We start from the raw sequence: 24,935 nt of genomic DNA on the forward strand, positions 1-24,935 counted from the left end.
CCCAGCCGTCACCCTCCGCCAAAAAATGGGCGGTTACTTGACCAGCGTATCCAGCCCGTCGCGGCGCTGGTTCTCCCAGTAGCGCAGGCGCTGGACTTCTGCCGTCTCATCTTCGGAGAGCTTCAGCGCCGCTGCTCCGGTCAATTTGAAGAAAGCATGGCACTTTTTGCCGTCTGCCGTCTCGTTCTCTTTTAATACATCTTTTGGGCAGTCATAGGGCTGGTAGTGGCCGGTCAGATAGAATTCATTATTGATATAGTCATAGACCAAGCGTCCGTTCGTGCCGAACTTCACGTTAAATTCCGTATAGCCCTGCGGTTTGATCTTGTCTTTGCGGTTTTGGGTCTGCCAGGATTTCTCGGCAAACTTTTTCGGTTTCTTGTCCTCTTCGACGATCGTCTGCGCCTTTTTTTCTGCGATCGCGTTGTACCAGGCTTCCATGTCGTCTTTCGTCTTCATGCCGGGGCGGGCCGCCGAGACTCGCGCTTTTTCATAGGCGGGCAGCGCGATGCCTTCCGGAGACTCTCCTTTGTTCGTCACCGAATAGCGGTCATTAAAATCCCACGCATTGTGGTAGAGATAGTCCAGCGCCTTGTCGGACAGCGCCGCCGCATCCAGATTCTCGATGTCCAGGTCGGGCAGATTGCCGTCCGCGTCAACATGCCAGCTGCGCATGACGCCAAAGTGCTGTTTTTCATATTCCCGCTTGGCCGGCGCTCGCGTGTCCGCTTTCACGCGTGGCGCGATGCGGAGCGTTTTTTCATTGGCGTCCAGGGCGCCGCCTTGCGGGTTTTTGTAGGCGATGCCAACCGCCGAGTTGGTGTCCGAGATGAACTTCACCAGCGCCTTCACATTGGACGGAACGGCTTCGCTGTTGATGTCCACCGCGATCGGCCCGCTTCCCCATTCCGCTTTCCAGCCGGGGCGCTCTTCTCCGCCTGCATTGGCGCGCAGCATTGCCGACTCCGAGGAGGTGGACGCTGTGTACAGCGGTGAGTCGGCCGACTGCTCGTGATCTTTGTTCTCACGCCAGTCCAGGTTCCCGTTCAGTTCGGCGATCAGCGTGGCGCAACAGGTGACAAACTCCACCCAGTCCGTTTCGGTCGGAGCTTCTTTCTTCATGATCGTCCCCATTTTGTTGTTCGCCCGGATCACTTCCTGCGGCAAGCCGATCTCTTTAAGCAGGGCCATATCATGGGCAATCTTTTGCCCAAACGCCTGCTGATATTCTTGAAACAGCACTTTGGTCGCCTGTTTGGGCTCCAGCGATTTTTCTTCGAGGAATTCCTTGAAGTCTTTGTTTACGTGCCGTTGAATCGGCTGCTCCGTTGTGTGATCCGGGGTGCGGGCGGCCAGCATGCGCTGCACGGCACGGTTGCCAACGATGCTCTGCAACTGCAGGATGCGGCTCGCTGCCGCTTGCATTTGGACATGCGCGGCAGAGACAGGCGCGGCCTGCGACGGCTGGGCTTTTTGCTTATGAGCAGCGGGCAGCGCGCGGTGCATCACAAAAGCTTCTCCAGCATCATCGCGATGCCGTTGTTGTCATTCGTGTCGCAGATCGCGTCTGCCATCGCTTTTAACTCCGGGTTGCCGTTGCCCATGGCAACGCCGGTACCGGCATATTTGATCATCTCGAAGTCGTTGTCCTCATCGCCAAACGCGATCACATGCTCCCGCGCCACACCGAGGCTCTCGGCGATCAGGGACAGGCCGGTCGCTTTGTTCACGCCCGCCTTCATCACTTCGATCACGTTCCACGGCGTGCCCCAGTAGCGGTGCTCGACGACGTGGGCGTGATGTTCGCGCAGATGCTTTCTCAGCTCCGGCACGCCCTGCTCTTGCGCCTGAATCAGCAAGGAAGTCGGATGGTCCTGCAACAGGTCGTGGATCACGCCGATCCCGAGCGGCTCGCGTCCGTCGGCGAGGATCTTCAGGAACTGATGGTCATGCTGCTGCAGGTAAAAATCGTCTTTGACCTCCGCCATCACATTGTGGATGCCGTAGCGCTCGCAGATGTCGATCACGCCAAGCGCCGTCTCGCGGTCCAGCGGGAAGTGATGGTGGCCCCACTCTGCATCAGTGGCGTGGTGCACCAGCGCGCCGTTGAAGTTGACCATCGGGGTGGTGAGACCGAGTTCATGATAGTAATTGAGACTTGCCCGCGGCGGGCGTCCGGTCGCGATCACCACGTGGTGACCTTGGCTCTTGGCCTCTTCCAGCACCCGTTTGGTGCGCGGCGAAATCAGCTTTTGCTTCGTCAAAAGCGTACCGTCCAGATCGAGGGCAATCAGTTTTCGTGCTGCTTCGTTCATCGGTATCCCTCCTATAGTCCTAAGTATAGAAAAACTTTTTCTCGTTTTCCACTAAGAAAAGTGACAGAAAGAGCAGAGTCTTTCATATGAATGGAGTAGTCACCTAAATTTCGTGGATGAAAGTGTATCAATCTCCCAACTACGGGACATACAGATAATATACGAGTTTGGAGGCGATATTGATGGAAACAGTAGAACGTTGGACCACACGTTCCGACGCATGGACACCCGAGGACGATCTTAAACTCGCCGAGATCGTTCTGCGTCATATACGAGAAGGCAGCACCCAGTTGAACGCATTCGTAGAGTCGGCCAACCTGCTTGGCAGAACGCCTGCCGCTTGCGGGTACCGCTGGAACGGCGTGGTGCGCAAAACCTACGAAGACAAAATCAAAGAAGCAAAACTGGCGAAAAAAGAAAGGCTTTCCATCCGTCAGCAAGCCAAGCAGCGCCGCGCCTACGGACCCGACCTCGAAGATCCCTCGATCGACGGCATCATCCGCGCACTGAAAAATCATGAGCGCGAATTTTTTAATCTGCAGGAGAAAGCGCGCAAGCTCGAAGAGCGCGTGGAAGAGCTGCAGGAGCAAGTCTTTTCCCTGACCGAAGAAAACAGCCAGCTGCGCGGCGGCGAAAAACCGATCTCCCGCGCAGCGAACGAACTGCTCGGCGAAGATTCGAAAGCGTTGCTGGAGATCATGGATCGCGCGAAAAAGATCCTCGAACTGGAACAGCAAGGCTACAAGCCGCGTTTTAAGATGGACGATCAAGGCAATCTTGAACGGGTGAGCGAGTAATCGCCCCGTCATCCACGAAGAAAAGGGAGTGTCCTAGATGGACGCTCCCTTTTTATATTCGGCTTCATAGAAACGGATAAACGCATAGCCCACTTCGGCGCGGGACGCATTTTTTTTCGGATCGAAGCCCGGGTACCACAGCCCTTGCTCGTTGGCGACTTGGATGTGGCCGTCATACCAGTTCTTTTGGTTCGGACGAGCCAGCGCGTCGCTTTCCAGCCCCAGCATCCGCACGAGGATCGCCATCACTTGCGCCCCGGTCACATTGCCGCCCGGATCAAACGTGGAATCAGACGTGCCGATGATAAATTTGTTTTTGAACGCGACTTGGATGTATGGATTCGACCAGCGGTCGGTCTTCACATCGCGGAACTTGGTGATCTTCGGGCCCAGTTGGTCCTGCAGGTGCAGGCCGTTGACCATGATCGTCGAGAACTGCTCGCGGGAGACGTTGTCGTTTGGACCGTAGAGGCCGGTCGGGTGGCCGACGACGACGCCGAGGTTGACCAGTTCGATGTTCTCTTCATAATACGGATGCGAGAACGGCAGGTCGGCAAAAAGCGGCTTCCACGCGCCCGACTGGCCGGCGTATTGGTGATGCAACTGCTCATAGACCGACTCCCCTTTGATAAAATCGGAGAGCGCCAGCGCCACGTTTTGCGTGGCGAGGATGTTGGAAGCGGAGCCTTTCGTGTACCCAAATGCGCCGTCGGCGTTGCGGTAGGTCAGCATGTTGGAGATGACGTCGCCGCTGCCTTTTTTCCAAGAGATCGGGTCGATGTCGTACATGAGCAGCGCTTCGGTGACGATCGCCGAGCTGTCCGGGTTCTCGATGCCTTCGTTTTTGAAGCCGCCGAGGTCGCTTTGGTTTTGCTTGAGGTAGGTCAGCGCCTTTTGGACGCCAACGTGGCTTTGCTGGAGTCCCAGCGCTTTCATGGCGATCAGAGCCATCGCCGTCACGTCCGGATTGGAGCGGTCGTTGCCGAGCGCCCAGTTGAAGCCTCCGTCTCCATGCTGTTTGGACAGCAGGTAGTCGGCCGCTTTTTGCTGGTTCGGAATCTCCACGCCCGCCGCATACAACGCGATGATGCCGTAGATATGCGGGTTGAGCAGTTCATCGCCAAAGCCGTAGATCGTGTCGGCAAACTTGCCGTTGTCCTGCTGCGAGCTCAGCACCGCCTGCACGAGGTCGCGGCGTCCGTAGGCGCGCGGGTTTTTCCCGGCGGCGAGGGCGCCCAGCAACGTGCTTTCAAAGTCGGTGGTGGCGTCGGTGATGTTCAGGTTTTTCTTGAGGTCCTCTTCGCGCCAAGTCACGCCGTTTTGTCCGGCAGATGTGGTCCATCTGGCGCTGGTCGGCGACTGGCCGGCCGCATAAAGCGTGAGCGCAGGCCAGTCCATGACGTAGCGGAAATTGTTTTGCACGAGCTTGCCGTGCATGTAGTTGATCGCGCCGTCGCGGACGGTGGTCAGCTCGGCGGTCGTCGCCGCCTGCGCCGTGCTGAGCGGTGCGGCGAACAAGGTCATGGCGAGGGCGCTTACGAGCCATTTGCTAGTGTTGGATCTTTTCATCAGTCTGCACCTCCAGCGAGATCGTGGTGAGTTTTTTCCGAAACCGGTAGAGGGTCGGGAGAAACGAGCGGGTCAGGAGCAAGGCGAACAGCACATTGGCCGTCGCATGGGACACGTCAAACCAAAAGCTGGCCGCATTGGCTGCCAGAAAGGTCGTAAAGTTGAGCGGGAAAAAGGTGGTCAGCCAGACCCAGCTGTTCATGATCCAGCCGAACAGGAAGCCCCAGACGGCGCCAAAGACGGCGAGTTCAAGCGGGTGCACCTTTTCCCCGCGCCATCTGCCGTACAGCCCTGCTGTCGCGCCTGCCAGCCCCCAGGCCATCATCTGCCACGGCGTCCACGGGCCCTGCCCGAAAAACATGTTCGAGACGAGCGCGACCGTTGCGCCGACCATGAAGCCTGCGCGCGGGCCAAACACAAATCCCGCCAGCAGGATCAGGTACGTGGTCGGCTTAAAGTTGGGAAACGGCGCGAAGATGATCCGCCCGACGACAGCCAGCGCAGCAAGCGAGGCGATCAAGGCCATCTCTTTGGATGAGACTTTCGCCCGCTCGAAGCGCAGGTAAAACAGCCCAAGACCAAGCAAAAGCAGAACGAACGAGGTCACCGCCCAGTTCAAGTCTTCCGTCGGCCAAATCGCATACGCCAGAACAGCAAGCACAGCGGCGACGAGGACAAAGAGCAGAGTCAGCAGTTTACGCTTCACAGGACAGCCCTCCTCGTTGGCGACTCCAAACGGGGGTCTGATACCATCGCATTTCCATCACAGGCGGTTCTCCCCTTGCTTGAGGAAGTTGACGCCGTCTTGCAGGGTGACGATGTGATCGGCGACGCCGCGGAAGACGCGGCCAACTTGGGGGGCGTAGAACATGCCACGGGTGAGCATCTCTTGCGGGCTGCCTGCTGCGGCGACGGTGCCGTCGTCGATCAGCACCACCTGCTGGGCATATTCGGCTGCAAATTCCACATCGTGGGTGATCAAAACGACGGTGCCTCCTTGCGCCAGATAGGAGTTGAGCCAGGCGCCCAAGCTGTCTTTTTGCCCTGCATCAAGCCCGCGCGTCGGCTCGTCGAGCAGGAGCAGCTGCGGCTTCTGCACAAGCACTGCGGCGAGGGCGGCACGCTGGCGCTCACCGCCGCTCAAGTCGCGGGGATTGCGGTCGCGGTGGTCATACAGCCCAAGCGACCGCAGCACTTCGCCGATCTCCCGCTCCGCATCGGCCCCGTCCGTGGTCAGCCCGATCAGTTGGCGCGAAAATTGGCACTCCTGCCACAGCGTATCGTGGAAAAGGTAATCGCTTGGGTTCTGCGAGAGGTAGCCGATCTCTCCGGCCAGATCGGCCGGGTCGCATCCTTTGCTGTCCCGCCCGTTGATTTCAATTCTTCCGGAAGTCGGCTTGACCAGCGCCGCAAAATGGCGGAACAAGGTGCTTTTCCCTGTGCCGTTTGCGCCGAGGATGGCGGTGAGGCGCTCTTTGCTGATCTCTAAATCGAGGCCTTTCAGCACTTCCTCCCCTTCCGGATAGGCAAAACGGACGTTTTTCGCCAGCAGCGCCGGCGTCTCGCTTTTGCTGCGGCCGCCCAACCAGTTCAGGAACCGCTTGCCCCGCACTTCAACAGGCGCTGCCGGCTCCTGCACCGGAAACTGCGCAGTGACCGCCTGACGCGCCTCCTTGACGGTCAAGGGACGCTGCTTGGCGCCTGCCGCCACGAACAGCCGGGTCACCGGAGGCAGCAGCTCCGGGCGCACGTCGGCCGCATGGCGGGCAAATCCGGACGGATCGCCGTCATATTCGATTTCGCCGCCGTACATGGCGGTCACGCGGTCGGCGAGATGCAGCACGCGGTCGAGGCGCTGTTCGACGAGGATGACCGTGATGCCCAGCTCTTCGTTCAAGCGCTTGACCAGGTCGAGGATCTCCTGCGCCGTGCCCGGATCGAGCTGTGACGTCGGCTCATCGAGCAAGAGCACATCCGGCTGCAACGCCATGACCGAGGCAATAGCGACTTTTTGCTTTTCTCCGCCGGACAGATCGGCCGTCTTCTGGCGGCGCAGCGAAGTCAGGTCGAAGAACGACATCACTTCCGCGACCCGGCGGCGCATCTCCACCTGCGGGACACGCAAGTTTTCCAGACCAAAGGCAATCTCGCGCTCCACTTCGGTCATCACGAGTTGCTTCTCCGGGTCTTGAAACGTCATGCCGATGTGCCGGGCGATGCCGCGCTCGGGGAAATCGGACAGCAGCTTGCCGCGAAAAGCAGCGCTGCCGGCGATTTTGCCGCCGTAGAATTCCGGCACGAGGCCGTTCAAGGCGCGGAGCAGCGTTGATTTGCCGCAGCCCGATGGCCCGGCGAGCACAACAAATTCACCGCGCTGCACACCCCAGGTCAGGTTGTTTAGCGCTGGGCGATCGGTATCGGGATAGTAGTAGGTTAGATTGGTTAGTTGAATCTCAGAGGATGCCATCTAGTTCGGTCTCCTTTGTATCAGCAAGGGCGGAATGGCGAGCAGTGCGGCGAGCAGTATCGCGCCGCCCCACGTCAGGCTTCCTGCGGCGAGCAGCGGCGTCAGGTGCGGATAGAACCCGTAGGCAGCCGCGCCGATGCCCGCGAGCAGCAGCAAGGCGACAAACGCCGCCAGCATCACCGCCCAGGTCAGCGCATCCCGCCTCCCCCATCGTTCCCGCGTGTACGAGCTGCGGCGGCGCGACCCGAAGCCGCGCGCTTCCATCGCTTCGGCGACCTGCCACGATCCTTCCAGCGAAGAGATCAGCAGGACGTTGAGCATCCGGCTGTGCTTGTGCAGGCGCTCGCGGGTGCTGCCTTCCTGAAACCGCACGCCGCGCGTCTGCATCACTTCCCCGACGCTTTTTGCCTGCTCCGCAAGATACGGGATCAGCCGGGCGGTGAGCATGGCGACCACCGCCGAGCGGCCGGCCCATTTGGCCATCAGACCGAGCGCACGGTCGGGTGACAGCCAGGAGATGTACAGGTTGCAGGCGGCCAGCACGATAAACAGGCGCAAGGCCATGATCAGGCCAAACAGCACCGCTTCCAGCGTGATCCTAAGCGCCCCGAACACCGGAATGTGCGGCCCGTCATAGAGGACGGTCGCGCCGTTTTTCGAGACGAGGATGTTCAAAAGCAGGATGATCAGCAGGAACGGCCAGGTGTAGCGCATCATTTTAAACAGCGTCTTTGCGCCTCCGCCCGCCCGCAGCGCGTAATAGGTGACGATGAGCAGGGCGGCCAGATAGAGCGGGTGCGGCGTGATCATCGCCAGCACGATCAGCAGGAGCGGATAGACGGCGAGCGTTGCCGCGTGAAAGCGCTCGAACCTCATGGCGCGACCGGAACTCCGACCGCTGCACCATTGCTCAAGACCACGCCGATCTTGCCGCGCAGTTTGCCGCTTGAGCTGACCAGCGTGTTAACCGCCGCATCGAGAGCCGGTTCGTCTACCCCGATCAACAGCCAAGTCGGAGTGGTGTCGCCGTTGCCTGTGCCGGTCGCAGCGATCAGCGCCTGCCCGCTCTGGCCGGACTCGTCGCCCGTATAATCGAGCAGCTGTACCGCGCCGTCTTCGACGGTCGCATAGATGCCGGTGCGGGTCGGAGAGGAGAACAGGTCTTGCACAGACGACTCCGGCTGCAGTTCCGGCCAGGTGCCGAGCAAGATGACGTTGGTGTTGTTTTCAATCAAGTTTTGGTTGCTGTACTCGGAGGTGCGGACATTGCCCGCTCCCAAGCCGCGCAGGGCGCTTGCCAGCCGGTTCGCATCGTCAGCGTGCTTGCCGCTGTAGTAGATCACCGTGCCCGGACGCGCTCCGTTGTAGCCGACGGTGAACGGGTGCGGGTACGAGCCGACCACGCTTGGCGTGTTCGAGCCGCTGCCCGACCAGTCGTGATAGTCCCACCAGACGCTGTCGCCGTTTTGCGGGCTGTAGGCATCTGCGCCCACTCCTGCCACCGCGCCGTTGACGAAATAGAACCAGTCGCGCTTCTTGCGGGTAAAGATCGATTTGTCGGTGTAGCCTGATGCGACACCGTTGATGCTGTTCACAAAACCGCCGCCGTACTTGGTCGTCACTTCGAGATTGTCATGCATGACATCCATCAAACTGTCGCCTTTGTAGTAAGGCGTGTTTTGGTTAAAGACGGACGCGCCGCCAAAGTTGTGTGTGACGAACATATTGAAGCTGCCTGTAGGAGACTGTTTCGGCGGAGTTGCAGGCTGAGAAGGCTTGGCCGCGCCGCTGGTGCCGGAACCGCTTCCCGAGCCGCTGCCAGTGCCCGAGCCCGTCTTGCCGTTACTGGACGGAGCTTTCGCAGGCGCAGCAGGATTCGTCCCCGGCTGCGCATTCGGTTTTCCTGCATTTGATTCTGCAGCCTTCTGTTGACCCGGTTCTTTCGCCGTGTCTTGTTCGTTCGACTTCGTGTCATCTTCTTTCTGGTCAGCAGGCTGCTTCTCCGGTTCTTGGCCTGTTTGTTCCGCTTCCTTGTGCGGCGTTTCCTGCTCCGGGAGCTGCATGACTTGTTCGGGCAGCCCGTCTCCTTGTTGCTGTGACTCCTCTGCGCTGCCGCAAGCGGTAACCAAGAAGGCAAGCGCAAGAAATAGTCCAAGACGTTTGGTGAGCTTCATGGTGCCTGTTCCTCCTGTTCAGTCTGTGCCGTTAGATCGGTAAAAAGCGGGGAGGCTCAAAAAGTTGAGCCTCTCCCGTACAGCGTACTATTTGCTCTGTTTGTTGATGACATTGACGATCGCCGTCGCCACTTCGGCGCGGGTGGCGACGTCATGCGGGCGGAAGGTGTTCTCCGCGTCGCCCGACAGCAAGCCTTTGTCGACCGCCGTTTTCACGTACGGCTGTGCCCACTCAGAGACACTGTTGCGATCGGTGAACGGCAGCAGGTTCTTGGTGTTCGACAGCTCGACGCCGGAGAAGTTGACCAGCACGGCCGCCAGCTCTTCGCGGGTCAGGCCGTAGTTCGGACGGAAGGTGCCCGCTTTGTCGCCGTTCATGTAGCCGCGCTCGACCACCGTTTCGATAAACGTCTTGTAGCCGTTCGATGCTTTCACATCGGAGAACCGCGCCGTGCCGCCCAGGTTCAGGTCGCCTTCTGCCAGCGCGAGGATCTTCGACAGCTCGGAGCGGAGCACAGCGCGCTGCGGCTCGTATTGGCCGTTGCCGTTGCCGCTGACCACGCCTTGTTTCGCGAGGCCGAGGATCGAAGACTCCGCCCATTTGAAACCGGAGAGGTCTTCAAACGATGCGTTGGGGTTGCCGACGAGCACGTTCAAGGTGCCGGTGCGGATCAGCTGCGGTACGCCGGACAGAGCGTCCACTTTGTCGATGTATACTTGCATCAGGCCGGCCTGGTCCGCTTGCAGCGTCGCTGTGCCTTCTGCGTTGGTCTCGGTGATCTTTTGATTGTTTGCGGCGCCCAGCACGTTGGCTTGGTCGATCTTGACCGTGGAGATGGTTGGGTTCCACTCGGCGTCATAGGTGGTCTGCTCGGCCGTCACTTGCACGGTGAACGGAGTGCCGACAGTCGGAGTGGTGGTCGAGAAGCTGACTTGCGGGAACAAGGTCTGGGTGTAGTCGTAGTAGCCCCAGACCACTTCGTCGCCGTCTTGCAGTTCAAGCGTATCGGCCGACACGCCCGGCGCTTTGCCATTGACCCAGACCGACCAGCCGGCGTTGGCGTTGAGGTCTTTTTCCGCGACGATGCCGACTTTGGTGATGTACGAGCCGAAAGAAACGGTTTTCGCTTCATAAGGGGTGCCGTATTGGCCAAGCAGGTTCATCAATGCGCCCATTGCGGTCGGCTTTTGCATGGTGATCACTTCGCCGACGTTGTTTTTGAAAGAGGACGCGCCGACGTTCAGGACTGCTTCTTGATGATCGCCTTTGATACTGGCGAGGCGGACTTTTACAGTTGCAACATCGTCTGCCGCGAAAACAGACGCTTGCGGCGCGAGCATGACGGTGGCGAGCAGCAGGCCCGCGATACGTTTTTTCATCAGGGAAAACTCCTTTCGAGATCGGAAAATAAAAAAACTCCTGCCCTTGGGGGCTAGGAGTTGACGGTTTCGTAGGAGCAGGGTCTTTTTGGGCATATCAAAAGCATGCAAAAAATAGCCTGGTTCCTGTACTTTCCCGCCGAAAGCACCAAGGGACATGTTAGAAGCAGGTTTCCTGGCTGACGGGTCTGCCGCAGTCTCACACCTTCTCATCCGTCGCCGGACAATGGCATCTGTGAGCGCGTCACCGTTTACAGTAGCGGGGGCTGCAGTGGATTTGCACCACTTTCCCTTCTCTTCTAACTACAGTGGTAGTTTATCATTTCGCCGATTGATAAACAAGAGAAAAGACCAGCCAAAAGGCTGGTCTTACTGTTCTTCGAAAAGGTCTTTGCGCATCTCCGGCACTGCGCCGAGCGGAAGGAACGCCGAGCGGGAGTTGATCAGCGAGTGGTCGATCAGCGAGTTGTAGTTGTGCACCATGTCGAGCACTTGTTTGAAATCTTCTTCGGTGTTGAACTCGCCGCGAAGATGTGTGTCAAACAAGGACATTGCGAACTTGCGGTCCGCTTTTGCCTTGTCGATCGCGCCTTGCATGCGGGCTGCGCGCTCTGTGTCGCCGAGCGCTTCCTGGCCTTGCTTCTCAATCGTAAACGCGCCGATGGCAAAGTTGGCTGCTGCAACCGCCGCTTGAATGACCATAAATTCGTTGGAACGGAAAAGTGCTTCGGTAAGCATTAGGTTCACCTCGTATGTAGCATTCTTGGTTTCAGTTTATCCGAGAGCAGAGGTCAGGTCAAATGCTTCGCTTAGCCGATCAGCGAATAACCGCCGTCCACGATCAGAGTTTGCCCGACGATCATCCGCGACTGCTCGGTGCAGAGGAAATGCACGGAGTTGGCGATGTCTTCCGGCGTGACCATGCGGCCGGCCGGCGTGCGGGTGACCGCGTCGTTAATCATTTCGTCGCGGTTGGGGAAATGGGTCAGGGCATCGGTGTCGACAGCCGCTCCGGAGACGGCGTTGACGATGATGTTTTTCGCCGCAAGTTCCGCGCCGAGGTAGCGGGTCAAGGATTCCAGCGCCGCTTTCGAGGTGCCGACCGCCGTATAATTTTTCAAAGCAAAACGGGAGCCAAGCGAAGAGATCGCCACGATCGAGCCGCCGCCGCGCTGTTCCATCAGCGGCACCGCCTGCTGGGCGAGGAACAAGAGAGCTTTGGCATTGATGTTCAATGTCCAGTCCCAGTGCTTTTCTTCCATTTCCATCGCCGGGAGCTGCACGCCCGATGCGGCGTTGGAGATCAGGATATCGAGACCGCCCATCGTCTCTTTGATCTCTTCGAAGAGCAGGTGGATCTTGTCGAGGTCGCCGACGTTTGCTTTGACGATGTGGCATTTGCGGCCCATGCTCTGGATCAGCGCCTGCGTCTCTTCGGCCGGCTTGCGGTTGCGGAAGAAGTTGATCACGATGTCGGCGCCTTCGCTGGCCAGCTTCAGCGCGATCGCTTTGCCGATGCCGCGGGAACCGCCGGTGATGAGTGCTGTCTTGCCTGTGAGTGTCGTCATGATGGATGAATCCCTCCGTTAGTAGTTGGTCATAAGAGCAAGTATACCATAAAAAGCTGCTTCTTCGCAGAAAACGAAGAAGCAGCTTTGTGGAGTTACGCGTATTTGCGATAGAGCAGCGTTCCGCCGGCCAACAGGCACAGCATCAGACCGATCCACGGCAGCACAGGAGGCTCTTCACCCGTTTGGGGAAGCGTTGCTCCCGGTGCCGGCTGCACAGGCTGTGCGGTGTCCGGTTGGGACGGTTTGTCACCCGGTTTGCCCGGCGCCGGGGGAGCCGCTTTGATCAGCCCTGCGCCGATCGAAAGTTCGGTTGCCCCTTCGCCGAGCGTCACCGGTGCGGTCCAGCCGGTCGGGTTGGGATTGGAGTCCGCATTCGGATCATTGCCCACTCCGTTTTCGGTGAAGCCGTATCCGGCCGGAATGATAAATTTCAAGCTGTAGTCGCCTTCCGGAAGATCCAAGAATTCATAGAACCCGTGCTGGCCGAGGAAATACTTGGTCTTCGTTTTGGCGATCAGCTTGCCTGCTTTGTCGTACAGCTCAACGGTCACGCCGTCCATGCCTTGCTCGGACTGGTCGTGGACGCCGTTGGCATTCAGGTCAAACCAGACAAAGCTTCTGATTTTGCCAAGTTTCAGCATCGGCGGCTCTTCCCCGTCTTCCGGCGGAATCGGCGGGAGGCCGAGTTCGACCAGACCGGCATCGACCGAAGTCTTCTCTTCACCGATGCCAAGCACAAACACGCCGGTGCGGCCGGTCGTTGCATTCGCATCTGAGTCCAAGCTGCGCGATGCGCCCAGGCCAGCTGCGGTAAATTCGACGGTAGCCGACGGCAGAACGAAACGGACTTCATAGCTGCCAGCCGCCAGTTGGTCAAACTTGTACAAGCCTGCTTTTCCGTTCATCGTGCCGGTGACCGTGGAAGCGACCCGTTGGTTCTTGTCGTTGTACAGCTCGACAGTCACGCCGTTTTGGCCCGCTTCGCCTGCATCTTGCACGCCGTTTTTGTTCGCGTCGATCCACACGCGGTCGCCGATGCTGCCCTTCGGAAGGTCAGGCTCGACGATGACTGGCGGAACGATCGGCGGAATGACCGGCGCTTTGTAGTAGCCGGCATCGATGTCCGTAAGATGCTCGCTTTGCGCGAGAGTAAAGACGTTGGTCAGACCGGACGCGTTGGCGTCAGAGTCCACGCTGCGGTCTGCGCCCTGCGCGGTTTTCGCAGCCGGGAACGGCAGGATGAACTTCACGTAGTAGTTGCCAGCCGCCAGATCCTCGAAGGCATAGTAGCCGGGAACCCCTGCGCGGTCAGCTGTGACCGTCGAGTCGATCAGGTGGTCCTGGTCGTCATACAGTTGGACGGCGACCAGGTTGATGCCGTTTTCGCCTGCGTCTTGCAGGCCGTTGTTATTCGTATCTTCCCAGACGAAGTCGCCGATCGACGCATCGCTCAGGATGAGGCCTGCGTCGAGCGTCATGTTTTCCTCGCCTTGGGCAAGGGTCGCGGTGAAGGTATCCGGAGTGGTGAACTTTTTCCCGGTCGGCTTGGTGAAGCGAACTTCATAAGTGCCCGGATTCAGATCTTCGAACAGGTACACGCCGTCCTTGCCGCCGATTGTGGCGGTGGTCGTTGTGTCGATCTCTGTGCCGCCTTGATAAAGGGACACTTCCACGCCGTTTTCGCCGGATTCCCCGGCATCTTGCACGCCGTCACCATCCGCATCCAGCCAGACGGTGTCGCCGAGCTTGCCTTTTTTCGGCTTGAGCGGGAAATCGGCAGTCAGATGCTGTTGGTTGCCAGCCACCGTGATCACGCCCGTTTGGTCAGGCAGATACCCGGCAGGCGGCAGGACTGCGACCACATACTCACCCGGATCGAGGTCTGGGAAGAGATACGCCCCCGGATTGCCGAAGAAATCGTTCCCGGTCATCGTTTCCGAAATTTTGTTGCCATTCTTGTCGCGCAGCTCCAGCCTGATGCCGTTGATGCCGGTCTCCGCGCCGTCTTTCACACCGTTCTCGTTCTGGTCAAACCAGACGAAATCGCCGATACCCGCTTTCGGAGAGGCTTGGATGGTCACGCCAACCATTTTCGGCTCGGCAGGCAACAGCGGGTCGCCCGTCGCTTTGTCCATCTTGTAGGCGAAGGAGTTCCACGCCACTTCCCCGCCGGTCGGAGCGCCGACCGGAGCGACCATCGGCCACTCGAGCGTCATCTTGTTCAGCGGGTTGATGACATAGTCGGGATCGAATTGGAATTTGATCGCCGTGACCGAAGTGAGGTCATCCGGCGGCGTTTCCAACCAGACCCCGTTGTCATCGCCGTTGATGTCCATCTTGATGTCAGGTGTCGTGGAGTAGAACGCGGTCACATAACTGGGCACTGTGACCTCTCCCGTCAACAGCGGGCCCCACTGACTGCCACGCGGCTTTGTCACCCGCACCCCGGTATCCGTGATGCGCGAAAACTTGTTGACGATCTTCAAGTTCTTCGTCGGCACGCTGCCTACGTTTTGGATCTCCAGACGATACATCGTGCTCCCGCCCGGCGTGGTTTTGCCGACGGTCGGGAACTTGCTCCAGTCATTGTCGAGCTCGCCTTTGATCAACAGATCCGATTGCAGAGCGGTCGGAACTGCGACATTGACGTTAACATCAGACTCTACCGTGTAGTAGCCGCCCGCCCCGCAAGTATTGCAAGGCAGATCTTTGAAACTCAGGTCATTCAAATAATGCGGAGACCTGACCTGCATTTTGTTAGCCAAGGTTGTACTTTGCGTGGCCGGATGAACGGTCGCGGTGAACTTGATGGTCACCTCTTCGCCGATGGCCAGTTGATACGGATTATCAGCATCCCAATACCAATTTAGCAAGGTGGTGCCATCCGGCTCTGTGGTCTTCTCAAATTTCGGTGCCGGCCCCGCGTCTGTCGTCGTCACGACCGCACTGCCCGGATTGAATACCAATTCCGGCGGGAGCAGGTCAACGATCGACGGATTGTCGAGCGATTTGCTTGTGTACTCCGTGTTCTTTACTTTCAACGTGTACTCGATTACGTCCGAGGGCTGAACGTCCACTTTGTTGCTGCTCTTTTTCAGTTCGAGCAGCGGACGGTCATCCACGATGTACGCATACGTATTGTCGGTAACCGTTTTCGTACTGCCGTTAAAGGTATAGGTCAACTTTGCCACATTTTCAACGTTGATGTTCTTGCTTGGAACAACAAAGGTCGAAGGAATGTGATAGATCAGATCAAAGTCGGTGCTTTGAAAAGCGCTGACCGGCACCGTGGCAATGCGGAACTGCACGCCAGCGACTCGGTCTGAGTCCGCAAGCGGGAGATCTGCCACGTTCAGCGTGGAAGATACTGCCCCGCTCACGTTTTGCCAAAGTTTCCAGACTCCAGGATCTGCCTTAGTCGAATAGTACACATCATAGTTTGGAATATCTTTGAATATCGCCGTTTTTATCGTTTTCAATTGTAGATCAATCGGCACGACTTGCGACGACTGTGTCGACGTATGTGTCGGCGTCATGTCCTCAATGACGACGTTGGTGAGCGGCACATTCGCTTTCAGATCGAGCTTGGAAATGTGGAAGGTAAAATCCTGGCCCGGGGAACGTTCTCTCAGGGCTGGCGGTACCCACTTTTCAATCACTGCGCCATTGTCGAGCGGCTGGGTTGAAAATCCATGTGTGATCTCGCCGCTCACACTGGTGGGGGCCTGTCCAAGCGGTTTGAACTCCGCCACTACCCGGTTGGTGACCGTGGCGTCTGCCAATGATGCCGGATAATTGACGGTCACGTTCAAAAATTGGGTCCCGTTTTGCAGGTTCCCGAGACTCCAGACTACCGTGTTTCCGACCAGCGTGCCGCCTTGAGTAGCGGAAACAAAGGTCGCGCCATCCGGCAACGTGTCGGTCACCACCATGTTTTCGACAGCCAGACGGCCCGTTGTTGCCGGAAAGCTGTCCTTCAATGTGATCCGATACTCGACGTCGTTGCCTTTGTACGGGTCCACAACCGGACGGAATTTCTCCTTGGTGACTGTCCATTTGGCTTCGGCATGCGAAGTGACTGTCACCTCATTGGAGTCCAGCGCGACCGGAGTGCCGCTAACGGTTGCGTCAAACGTAGCCTTGGCCGTCGTCGCTGTGCCGTCCAGGGTCACATAGTTGTCAAAATAAGCCCTGACCGTCAGCTCACCGCTCGAACCGGCCGGCAGAACGCCGCCGACAAAGTTGAACGTGACGATTTTGGTAATGCTGTTGTACGAACTGCTAATCGCCGCACTGTGCGATTTGGACGCGAACGTCATTCCGGCCGGTACGGTAAACCGAATCCGCGGATTGGTGAAATTCGCGATGTTGCTGGAGGCGCTGTAAGCGATTTTGTAATCGAATACTTCGCCTGATTTCACGACAGATTTGGATGTGGTCATGATCAGATCCAGTCCATCCGTCTCCCCGGCCGCAATGCTGCTGCCCGGCGCGACGATTTGGAAGATGAGCATGAAGATCAGCATCCAGAGCGCCACCTGGCGCCGTGATTTCCTCTTCACAGTGTCTACCCCTCACTTACCCCTTGAGCAGGGTCGCTTTTACTATTAACCGGTGAGTCGGGTTGCGCATGGGATGGCAGGTGATCAGCGTCAATTCCGTTTCGTCCGAACTTGCCGTCAAAACGCTGAGATCATCAGGCTCTACCAAAAAGGAACGTTCGACCCCATATGTGAACGTACCTTGAGACGATTCGATCAGTATCGTATCGCCGCGCACCAACTCCCCCAAACGGTTAAAGTGCTTACCCGGCTTTAGGCTGCGGTGTCCCGCCAGCACTAAATGATCCGTGTCGGCAACAAAACTCGTCGTTTCCACCACCCCGATGCCAAGATCCAGCGGCTCCGGCCCAGCGCCCTGCAGCAGAGGTTCACGCAGACCGATCTTGTCGATCACGATCGCCCCCATCACGGGAATCCCGTTGATGTTTTTGTATTCGGGTGCAGGCGCGGCCAGAGCATCGTTCGCTGCAGAAGGTTTCTCTTGTGTCTGATTCTGCGTCCAGACGGTCAGCAACGCATCTTGTTTGCGCTGTTGGTTCCATTCATCAAACTCGGGCCAGATCATCAAGCCCGCTCCGATCAACAGCACCAGCCACAAACTGCTGTGCACGATCCGGTTCTGTTTCCAAGACGCTCTCGGCATCGGGTATGCCTCCTTTCTATCAACTTGAGTCTTCAATAAATAGATTGTATCTTATTTTTCGGTTCAAGAGTTGTGCAACTTTTTCTAGAAAGTGAAATTTTTATTCGCATTTACATTACTGTTTAGTATCATCCTGTGAAATGCTAAAAAAGCTGACCCGGTCACGGATCAGCTTGATGTGTGGTGCTCAGATTTACTTCAGTTTGGCCAGCTCTTTCTGCAATTCTTTATCGGCCGCCTGCAGCAGTTTGACGATCTGCTGCTGATTGGTTTGCAGTTTGGCAAAAGTGGACTTGATCTTCGGCTTATCTTTCGCGTCGGCCGCCGCGCGGAGCTCTTGTTTCAGCGCGCGGTACTCCTGCTTCGACTCCTTCAGCTGCCCCATGATCGTGCGGAACTGCTCAAGGTCTGCTTTGACCTGCGCCTGCAGCTTCTCGTCTTTCGAAGCATCCACTTTCTCATGGATCGCCTTGCTGTGAGCATGCAGGTTTTCAAACTCCGTGCGGATCTGATCGTGGGTCGCATGCAGTTGCTTGAGGTCGACCCCGGCGTCGATCAGCGCTTGTTTCTGCTCATCGGTCAGGTGCTTGTGCTTGTGGACTTGCTTATGGTCGTGCTCGCCGTGATTGTGGGTCTGGACATCGGAGGTGCCCGTGGTGGTCTCAGCCTGTGCCGTACCGGTCAGAGCCACCGCCGTGAGCGCTGCGACCGCCAGCATCGTTTTGAATTTGTACATGTGCTTCAACTCCTTTGTTGAGGTTAGAATACCCAAAAAAGCCTGCCGCAATCGGCAGGCTTTTACTGCAATCAGACAAGTTGTACAAAATCGGTCTCCGCTTTCAGCAGCTGGGCGATGTTATCCATGCGTCCGCTGTCCCGGATGACAGCAAGCACGTTGCCGCGCTGGATCTGTGCGGTGCACTGATCGACAGTAGACTCGGGGACACCGTAAGACTCGAGACGGTCTTCGATGCCCACTTGGGTGCGCTGGTTTTGATAACCGGGCAGCACGTACAGCTGCGGCGCTTCCATTTCGCCTTGCACCGGACCGTCGATCACGCTCTGGATGTTTGGCGTGATCGTCGGGTAGAAGCCTTCCACGCCGTCGCCGTTTTCATCGCCTTTGTTCTGCAGGTACAGGACGGTAAAGTCGTTGATCCCGGCGCGGTGCAGCTTTTGCATCGTCTCGTGCGCGTTCTGATAGCTCGGGAACGCAGCGACGAGCACTTGTTTGTCGACGAATTCCATGTGAGTTTCACCTCTTCCTCGCTAGTCTTGGCTAGTGTTTGTGAAGAGGCCAACTCTCATGCAAACAATCAAGTGGTCGCGTCGATCCAAGCCTGGGTCCAGCGTTTGCGCGCCTCCGGATCAAACGGGCCTTCCTGCGCTTCGAACAGCGCGACGAGCTCGGCTGTCGCTTCGGCAATTTTATGCAAAATTTCCTGCGGGTACTTCATCGCGTGGGCATGCTCGGTCAGCTCTTCTTCATCGACCACTTCGTAGACGCCGTCAACATTTACGATCAGATCGACGTCGTAATCGATAAAGCGGTACAGATGGTGCTCGCTGTCATATTCGACCGGAGACGCGATGTTGCAGTAGTAGCCGGTGCCGCTCTCTTTGCAGAGGATCGCAACGTTGTACCACTTTTCAGGATGCACCCAGTAGATCACCGGAAACGGAGAAGACCAGTCGGAGCCGTCCGCTTCGACAACCGGCGTGTCCGGGTCGATCCAGAGAACGCCCGGCTCGCCGGGCACTTCATAGAGTTTGACCCATTTGCGGTGATCGCGTCCATCGTGCTTGTAGCTTTGCATCCAAACTTGTTTCATTGGGCTTCCCTCCAAGATTTGTGGGTCGATCTTTTGACAGGCTCCGTGCTAGAATCAATTCTTGTTGACATAACATGAACCAAACAAATTTTATACATGCGAAGGAAGGTGACTCTCGATGTTGTTCATGTTGATGATTGTGGCTGTTGCCATTGCTTTGTTGCTGTCGTATGCGCACTGGAACACGTTCCGCCCGGTCATCCGTGAAGTCGAGATGACCCTGGAGAAGGACGGCGGTTTCTCGGAGCTGCGCATCGTGCAGTTGTCCGATTTGCATATGGAACGTCAATCGATCTCTCCGGCCCGCTTTGCAGGCGCGATCGCTGCGGCCAAGCCGGACATGATCGTGATGACTGGTGATTATCTGGATAACTATAAGAACTTGGATAAATTTATGCTGTACCTCGACGCGATTGTCGCCATGAAGCCGCAGCACGGCATCTGGCTGGTCTGGGGCAACCATGACCACTACCTCGGCGACCGCATCGAAGACCTCGGCGAAATGATTCGCCAAAAAGGCGTCAACGTGCTGGAAAACGAGTGCGAGTCGATCCTGTTCGGCGACAAGCGCCTGAACATCATCGGCATCGACGACTTCTGCCTCGGCAAGTCGGACATCCCGCGCTCGTTCCGCGGCGTGCAAGACGGGATCAACCTCGTCTTGTCGCACGACCCGAACATCGTGCTGGAGATGGAAGGGCACCACTTTGACCTGATGCTCTCCGGTCACCTGCATGGCGGCCAGTTTAAGATCCCGGGCGCGTTCAAGCTGTTCCCGATGGGCGAGCTGCCGAAGTCGAACGTGATCTCCGGCGCTCACAACGTCCAAGGCAAAAACATCTACATCTCCGACGGCATGGGCCAGGCTGGTTTTAACGTCCGCCTCGGTACCCGTCCGGAGATCACCATTCACACTCTGCGCACCGCTGCGTAGGGTGTTTTTTTATACGCTAAAACGCCAGCGAGATGTACTTGGTCTCAAGGAACGCGTCGAGACCGTACTTGCCCCCTTCGCGGGCGAGACCGCTCTCTTTGAATCCGCCAAACGGCGCCTGAATCGCCGCCGACGGAGCCGGGTCGTTCGCCCCGATGATGCCGTAGTCCAAGCCTTCCTGCATCCGGGTAACGCGGCCGATGTCGCGGGTGAAGAAATAAGCAGCCAGCCCGTACGGCGTGTTGTTGGCGCGGGCGAGCACCTCATCCTCCGTCTGGAAGGTGAAGAGGGGCGCTACCGGGCCAAACGTCTCTTCCGTCGCAATCTGCATCTCTTCGGTCGCGTTGTTCAGCACGGTCGCTTGGAAAAAGTAGCCTCTATCGCCTTCCCGACTGCCGCCGGTGAGCAGTGTCGCCCCTTTTTGCAAAGCGTCTTGCACATGACGCTCCACTTTCGCCAACGCCTGCTCGTCGATCAGCGGACCGATGTGCACGCCTTCTTTCATGCCATGGCCGACGCGCAGGAGGCTGACAGCCTCACCTAACTTGTCGGCAAACGTCTCCGCAATGCTCTCGTGCACATAGACGCGGTTGGTGCAGATGCAGGTCTGCCCTGCATTGCGGTATTTGGAGGCGATGACGCCTTGGACCGCAAGATCGAGATCGGCGTCTTCAAAGACGATAAACGGCGCATGGCCGCCCAGCTCCAAGGAGATCCGCTTGATCGTGTCGGCCGCCTGGCGATAGAGCAGTTTGCCAACTTCGGTCGACCCGGTGAACGTGACTTTGCGCACGCGCGGGTCGGTCGTCAGCACCGTTCCGACTTCGGCCGGAGAACTCGTCGTCACGAGGTTGATCACGCCCGGCGGGAATCCGGCTTCTGCGGCCAGCTCGACGAGGCGGATCGCCGTCAGCGGCGTCTGCTCGGCCGGCTTGAGAATCACCGTGCAGCCGGCCGCCAGAGCGGGAGCGACTTTGCGCGTTACCATCGCCGCCGGGAAGTTCCACGGGGTGATCGCCGCGACGACGCCGACCGGCTGGCGCAGGACGGTGATCCGCTTATTCGGCTCGTTGGACGGCACGGTGTCGCCGTAGATGCGCTTCGCCTCTTCCGCATACCAGAGCACGAAGTTCGCGGCAAAGCTGACCTCGCCTTTCGCCTCCGGGAACGGCTTGCCCATCTCGCAGGTGAGCAGGGTGGCGATCTCATCGCGGTGCTCCATGATCAGCTCATACCAGCGGTAGAGCAGCTTGGAGCGGCGCGGTGCCGTTGTTTTCGACCAGGCCGGAAATGCGGCATGGGCCGCTTCCACCGCCTGCAGAGCCAGGTCCGCATCGGCGTCGGCCGCATCGCCGACGATATCTCCGGTGGCCGGGTCGATGATCGGAAACGTGTCGGCAGCCGGAATCCAGTTGCCGTTTATGTACAGTTTATTGGAAGGTGAAGTCATGGGGGCAACTCTCCTCGCTTATTGATGTTGCAGCATCAGCACGCGAAAGCCTTGCTCCCACCAGGAAGTGAGCATGGCAAGCCGCTCGCGGTGCTCTTCTGTGCTGTTGATCTGTGGCACGTGCTCAACCCGCTCTGCCAAAACGCGCAGGCAGTCTTCAGGTGACATCAAAAAGTCGAAAAAGTTCTCCGCGCAGTGCGACAAACGCAGCTCGGTGCCGTCGATAACCAGCTCCCGGCCCCGCTCATAATCAAAAATGCCGCCGGCCACGCAGAATTCGCTTTCTTCTTCCGACAGCAAAGCGTTTTCTTTCAAAGACGGCAACAAACGCGGATGCAGGCTCTGCATCGCTTTTTTCCACTGTTCGCCTTCTGCCCCGTCGAGAGGCAGATGCTGTGCGCCGAAAGTCAACGGCTCATCATGGATGATCGGGACGACCGTGTAACGCATCTTACCCTCTCCTTTTAAATCGCGTATGTAAAAAAACGAGCGCAGCCAAAAGGCTACGCTTTTTTTGTTTCGTCTTCCGAGGCTGTGACTCCTCCCTGCACGCCCGAGAAATTGGCATCCGGGTCGAGGCGGAAACGCATCACAGCAAACTTGCTGCGCAAAAACGTGCGTTCGAGCATCCCCCAGACGGCGGTGGTGCTCATGTACAGCGAGATCGCCACCGGCGCTTTCCAGAGCACAAACAGCATGATCGGGAGCATCATCAGCATCGGGGTCATTTTTTTCATCAGGGCGACCTGCTCGACCCCTTCCGGCTGAATCAGCGGCACCAGCGCGCCGCCGGCGGTGAAGAGCGCCGCCAGAACCGGCAGAGCGTGTGTTGGGTCACTCACGCCAAGCGCCGCAGCCCACGGCACGAGCACCGAGGTGATGTCGCTGCCGAAATGGTAAAACAAGGCGTAGACAGCCGCAAAGATCGGCATCTGCAAGATCGCCGTGCCGATCGCGCCAAACGGGTTAAACTTGTGCTCCAAGGCGAGCTTTGTCGTCTCTTCACGCAGCTTTTCCGGTTTGTCGCCCAATTTCTTGCGCAACTCCTGCATCGCTCGGGAGAACTTGCGGTTTTTCCAGGCAAAGCGGGCCTGACGGATCGAAAACGGAAATAAGACCAACCGAACCAGCAACGTGAACAAAATGACAGCCAGACCCCAGTCGTGGACAAAACCTTCAATCGTGTTCAGCACAGGGTGCAGCACCCCGGCCAAAAATTGAATGACTCCCCAGTTGCTCATCCTTCTCCCTCTTCCCGTTTCTTATTCAAAGTTTATGATGCTGCGTAGATGGTGATGTGTTCCGGCTTGACCTGCGTGCCGATGCGGAAGATCGTTTCACCGTTTTGCCATTCGATCAGCATCGCCTGTCCGCTGTCGGCCACATGCATCCACCAGTAGACCGGATCGACCGTGTTAAAGGCGCTGGTGCCGACCGTGTTGACGTTCGACTCGCCGCGCACTTTTTCATAATAAGACACGCCGTCGTAGATCATCTCGTAATTGACCGCGTCCGGGTTCTCCAGACGGGCTTGGATCGTCTCATACAGGTAGGAACGGATGATTTCCTGGCTTTCCACCAGCAGGAAGCACTTGCGTCCTGCGTCGTTCAGCAGGTAGCCGATGCGCTGGCGGGGGCCGCCGCGATAGATGGTGATGCCTGCGACTTCATAGTCGGTCAGGTCACAGGACACAATATCGCCAACCTTTAGATTTGCCAAGGTGCGTTCTTCCGATTCCTTTTTGTCCGCACCGAAGATTCCTTTAATCTTATCGAAAAATCCCATAGACCGACTCCCCTTGTCACAGCGTTCTGCAAAGACCTGCAGGTAGTATACGGGCGAACCCCGGAAGAGTTTCACCTTCTATCAGTTTACCCCGTGAATAAAATATGGAAAAGGCGGGGCTTGTCCTTTGCGGGGAAATCAGTCAATATAGTACTAGGTACTAAGAGTGCATTCTACTCACAAAGGAGATTGAATATGAACCAACTGTTAGCCGGTAAGAAGTTCTTGATCATGGGCGTTGCCAATGACCGCTCCATCGCATGGGCGATCGCAAAACAGCTGCACGAAGCGGGCGCAACTCTGGCCTTCAGCTACCAAGGGGAGCGTTTGGAGTCCCGTGTGCAGAAGCTTGTGGAATCGACGATGCCGGGTTCGCCGTTGATTTCGGTCGACGTCACCCGCGACGAAGAGATCACCGCTGCGTTTGGGCAGCTCAAGGAACAATGGGGCACGATGGATGGGGTCGTTCACTCCTTGGCATACGCAAAAGCGGAAGACTTGGAAGGCACGTTTGTCGACACGTCCCGCGAAGGTTTCCATCTTGCGCATGACATCTCCGCATATTCGCTGGTGACCATCGCGCGCCAGGCGAAAGAGATGATGACAGAAGGCGGCTCGATCATCACGATGACCTACATCGGCGGCGAGCGCATCGTCGGCAACTACAACGTCATGGGCGTGGCGAAAGCAGCGCTGGAGCACAGCGTGCGCTACCTGGCGAACGACCTCGGTCCGGCAGGCATCCGCGTCAACGCGATCTCGGCAGGCCCGATCAACACCTTGGCTGCGCGCGGCGTGAAGAATTTCACGTCGATCCTCCCGCAAGTGGCGGAAAAGTCCCCGCTGCGCCGCAACATCACCCAGGAAGAAGTCGGCAAAACGGCCCTCTTCCTCGCCTCCGATCTGGCCAGCGGCATCACCGGCGAAACGATCCACGTCGACGCCGGCTACCACATCATGGCGTAACATCACCACCAATAACAAAGCGGCGTGCAGGGTAACCCTGCACGCCGCTTTTTCATGACGCAACCAGAAAAAGCCGCTTTCACCTGCAACCTGCAACCACCCGCGATCACTTGCGCTTTTTACAGCCGGATCTTGTCCGGAATCACGAAGCCTGCCGCTCTGATCCGGAACACTTTTTCCTCCGGATCGTAGTCGATCTTCAGCGGTTCGTCGACGAAGAACCAGGAACTTCTGTCCACGACGACTCGAATCCCGTCGCCGGCGTCGATCACTTCATCGTCTGCTCTTGGCTCATCCAGAGCCAAATCATAATACGTCGCGGCGCTTCAGCCGCCTTCCGTTTCAATGAAAAAGCGCAAGGTGAGCCAGTCGCCTTCCGTCTTGTATGCGTGCAGCGCCGCTTTGGCGCGGTCCGTTACGGTGATCACAGCCTCTTCCCCCTTTGGCATAGTGTGTCCGCCCACGGCACATCCTAGCTACTGCAGGAGG

Annotated in this window: 23 protein-coding genes and 1 riboswitch; of the genes, 3 read left to right on the plus strand and 20 right to left on the minus strand. The window is 57.8% G+C overall.

Features of this window, described 5'->3' with window-relative positions; translation table 11 throughout:
- Positions 1-33 precede the first annotated feature (33 nt).
- Positions 34-1,509, minus strand: coding sequence for a hypothetical protein (locus CBW65_RS01070; protein ID WP_157721693.1), 1,476 nt, complete (start codon positions 1,507-1,509; stop codon positions 34-36).
- Positions 1,506-2,315 carry a Cof-type HAD-IIB family hydrolase gene (locus tag CBW65_RS01075; RefSeq protein WP_087455186.1) on the minus strand — a complete coding sequence of 270 codons (810 nt, stop codon included), beginning with the start codon at positions 2,313-2,315 and terminating at the stop codon, positions 1,506-1,508. The genes CBW65_RS01070 and CBW65_RS01075 overlap by 4 nt, the downstream gene beginning before the upstream one ends.
- Positions 2,316-2,497: 182 nt before the next feature.
- On the opposite strand from CBW65_RS01075, the gene CBW65_RS01080 reads away from it, so the two are divergent.
- Complete coding sequence (locus tag CBW65_RS01080; protein WP_087455187.1) at positions 2,498-3,112, plus strand: RsfA family transcriptional regulator; 615 nt, start codon at positions 2,498-2,500, stop codon at positions 3,110-3,112.
- Between the two features lie 33 nt (positions 3,113-3,145).
- Here CBW65_RS01080 and CBW65_RS01085 read toward each other — a convergent pair whose 3' ends face one another.
- From CBW65_RS01085 to CBW65_RS01155, 13 genes are all read right to left on the minus strand, one after another.
- Positions 3,146-4,681 (minus strand): S-layer homology domain-containing protein, encoded by a 1,536-nt coding sequence (locus CBW65_RS01085; RefSeq protein WP_087455188.1) that lies wholly within the window; start codon positions 4,679-4,681, stop codon positions 3,146-3,148.
- On the minus strand, positions 4,662-5,387 hold the full coding sequence (locus tag CBW65_RS01090) for an ECF transporter S component (RefSeq protein WP_087455189.1): 726 nt from the start codon (positions 5,385-5,387) through the stop codon (positions 4,662-4,664). The genes CBW65_RS01085 and CBW65_RS01090 overlap by 20 nt, the downstream gene beginning before the upstream one ends.
- Positions 5,388-5,444: 57 nt before the next feature.
- A complete protein-coding gene (locus CBW65_RS01095) occupies positions 5,445-7,148 on the minus strand; it encodes an ABC transporter ATP-binding protein (protein WP_087455190.1) in 1,704 nt (567 codons plus the stop codon).
- A complete protein-coding gene (locus CBW65_RS01100; protein ID WP_087455191.1) occupies positions 7,149-8,024 on the minus strand; it encodes an energy-coupling factor transporter transmembrane component T family protein in 876 nt (291 codons plus the stop codon).
- Entirely contained in the window at positions 8,021-9,322 is a 1,302-nt protein-coding gene (locus tag CBW65_RS01105) for a DUF4430 domain-containing protein (RefSeq protein ID WP_087455192.1), read from the minus strand. The genes CBW65_RS01100 and CBW65_RS01105 overlap by 4 nt, the downstream gene beginning before the upstream one ends.
- 87 nt (positions 9,323-9,409) lie before the next feature.
- Positions 9,410-10,702, minus strand: a complete 1,293-nt coding sequence (locus CBW65_RS23975) for an S-layer homology domain-containing protein (RefSeq protein ID WP_198299720.1) — start codon at positions 10,700-10,702, stop codon at positions 9,410-9,412.
- 149 nt (positions 10,703-10,851) lie between these two features.
- Positions 10,852-11,041, minus strand: a riboswitch (cobalamin riboswitch).
- Between the two features lie 30 nt (positions 11,042-11,071).
- Positions 11,072-11,440 (minus strand): hypothetical protein, encoded by a 369-nt coding sequence (locus CBW65_RS01125; RefSeq protein ID WP_087455193.1) that lies wholly within the window; start codon positions 11,438-11,440, stop codon positions 11,072-11,074.
- Between the two features lie 71 nt (positions 11,441-11,511).
- Positions 11,512-12,270: an enoyl-[acyl-carrier-protein] reductase FabL gene (fabL, locus tag CBW65_RS01130; RefSeq protein ID WP_087455194.1), complete on the minus strand. Its 759-nt coding sequence runs from the start codon at positions 12,268-12,270 to the stop codon at positions 11,512-11,514.
- Positions 12,271-12,365: 95 nt separating this feature from the next.
- Entirely contained in the window at positions 12,366-16,835 is a 4,470-nt protein-coding gene (locus CBW65_RS01135) for an SdrD B-like domain-containing protein (protein ID WP_157721695.1), read from the minus strand.
- Positions 16,836-16,851: 16 nt separating this feature from the next.
- Positions 16,852-17,478: a class D sortase gene (locus CBW65_RS01140; protein WP_087455196.1), complete on the minus strand. Its 627-nt coding sequence runs from the start codon at positions 17,476-17,478 to the stop codon at positions 16,852-16,854.
- Positions 17,479-17,671: 193 nt separating this feature from the next.
- Positions 17,672-18,214: a hypothetical protein gene (locus tag CBW65_RS01145; RefSeq protein ID WP_087455197.1), complete on the minus strand. Its 543-nt coding sequence runs from the start codon at positions 18,212-18,214 to the stop codon at positions 17,672-17,674.
- Positions 18,215-18,285: 71 nt separating this feature from the next.
- Positions 18,286-18,726, minus strand: coding sequence for a hypothetical protein (locus CBW65_RS01150; protein WP_087455198.1), 441 nt, complete (start codon positions 18,724-18,726; stop codon positions 18,286-18,288).
- Positions 18,727-18,794: 68 nt separating this feature from the next.
- A complete protein-coding gene (locus tag CBW65_RS01155; protein WP_087455199.1) occupies positions 18,795-19,310 on the minus strand; it encodes a DUF402 domain-containing protein in 516 nt (171 codons plus the stop codon).
- A gap of 118 nt (positions 19,311-19,428) precedes the next feature.
- Here CBW65_RS01155 and CBW65_RS01160 point away from each other — a divergent pair, with 118 nt between their 5' ends.
- Positions 19,429-20,244: a metallophosphoesterase gene (locus CBW65_RS01160; RefSeq protein WP_087455200.1), complete on the plus strand. Its 816-nt coding sequence runs from the start codon at positions 19,429-19,431 to the stop codon at positions 20,242-20,244.
- 16 nt (positions 20,245-20,260) lie between these two features.
- Here the strand turns inward: CBW65_RS01160 and CBW65_RS01165 are convergent, their stop codons facing one another.
- The 4 genes from CBW65_RS01165 to CBW65_RS01180 are packed head-to-tail and all read right to left on the minus strand — an operon-like array spanning position 20,261 to position 23,480.
- Entirely contained in the window at positions 20,261-21,694 is a 1,434-nt protein-coding gene (locus CBW65_RS01165) for an NAD-dependent succinate-semialdehyde dehydrogenase (RefSeq protein ID WP_087455201.1), read from the minus strand.
- Between the two features lie 18 nt (positions 21,695-21,712).
- On the minus strand, positions 21,713-22,144 hold the full coding sequence (locus CBW65_RS01170; RefSeq protein WP_087455202.1) for a hypothetical protein: 432 nt from the start codon (positions 22,142-22,144) through the stop codon (positions 21,713-21,715).
- A 53-nt stretch (positions 22,145-22,197) separates the two neighbouring features.
- Complete coding sequence (locus tag CBW65_RS01175; protein ID WP_087455203.1) at positions 22,198-22,935, minus strand: YidC/Oxa1 family membrane protein insertase; 738 nt, start codon at positions 22,933-22,935, stop codon at positions 22,198-22,200.
- A 32-nt stretch (positions 22,936-22,967) separates the two neighbouring features.
- A complete protein-coding gene (locus CBW65_RS01180) occupies positions 22,968-23,480 on the minus strand; it encodes a DUF4178 domain-containing protein (protein ID WP_087455204.1) in 513 nt (170 codons plus the stop codon).
- Positions 23,481-23,675: 195 nt separating this feature from the next.
- Between CBW65_RS01180 and fabI the strand changes: the two genes are divergently transcribed.
- On the plus strand, positions 23,676-24,446 hold the full coding sequence (gene fabI / locus CBW65_RS01185; RefSeq protein WP_087455205.1) for an enoyl-ACP reductase FabI: 771 nt from the start codon (positions 23,676-23,678) through the stop codon (positions 24,444-24,446).
- Between the two features lie 119 nt (positions 24,447-24,565).
- Here the strand turns inward: fabI and CBW65_RS23980 are convergent, their stop codons facing one another.
- Entirely contained in the window at positions 24,566-24,751 is a 186-nt protein-coding gene (locus tag CBW65_RS23980; protein ID WP_157721696.1) for a hypothetical protein, read from the minus strand.
- Positions 24,752-24,935 lie beyond the last annotated feature (184 nt).

The sequence above is a fragment of the Tumebacillus avium genome (assembly GCF_002162355.1).
Taxonomy (GTDB): domain Bacteria; phylum Bacillota; class Bacilli; order Tumebacillales; family Tumebacillaceae; genus Tumebacillus_A; species Tumebacillus_A avium.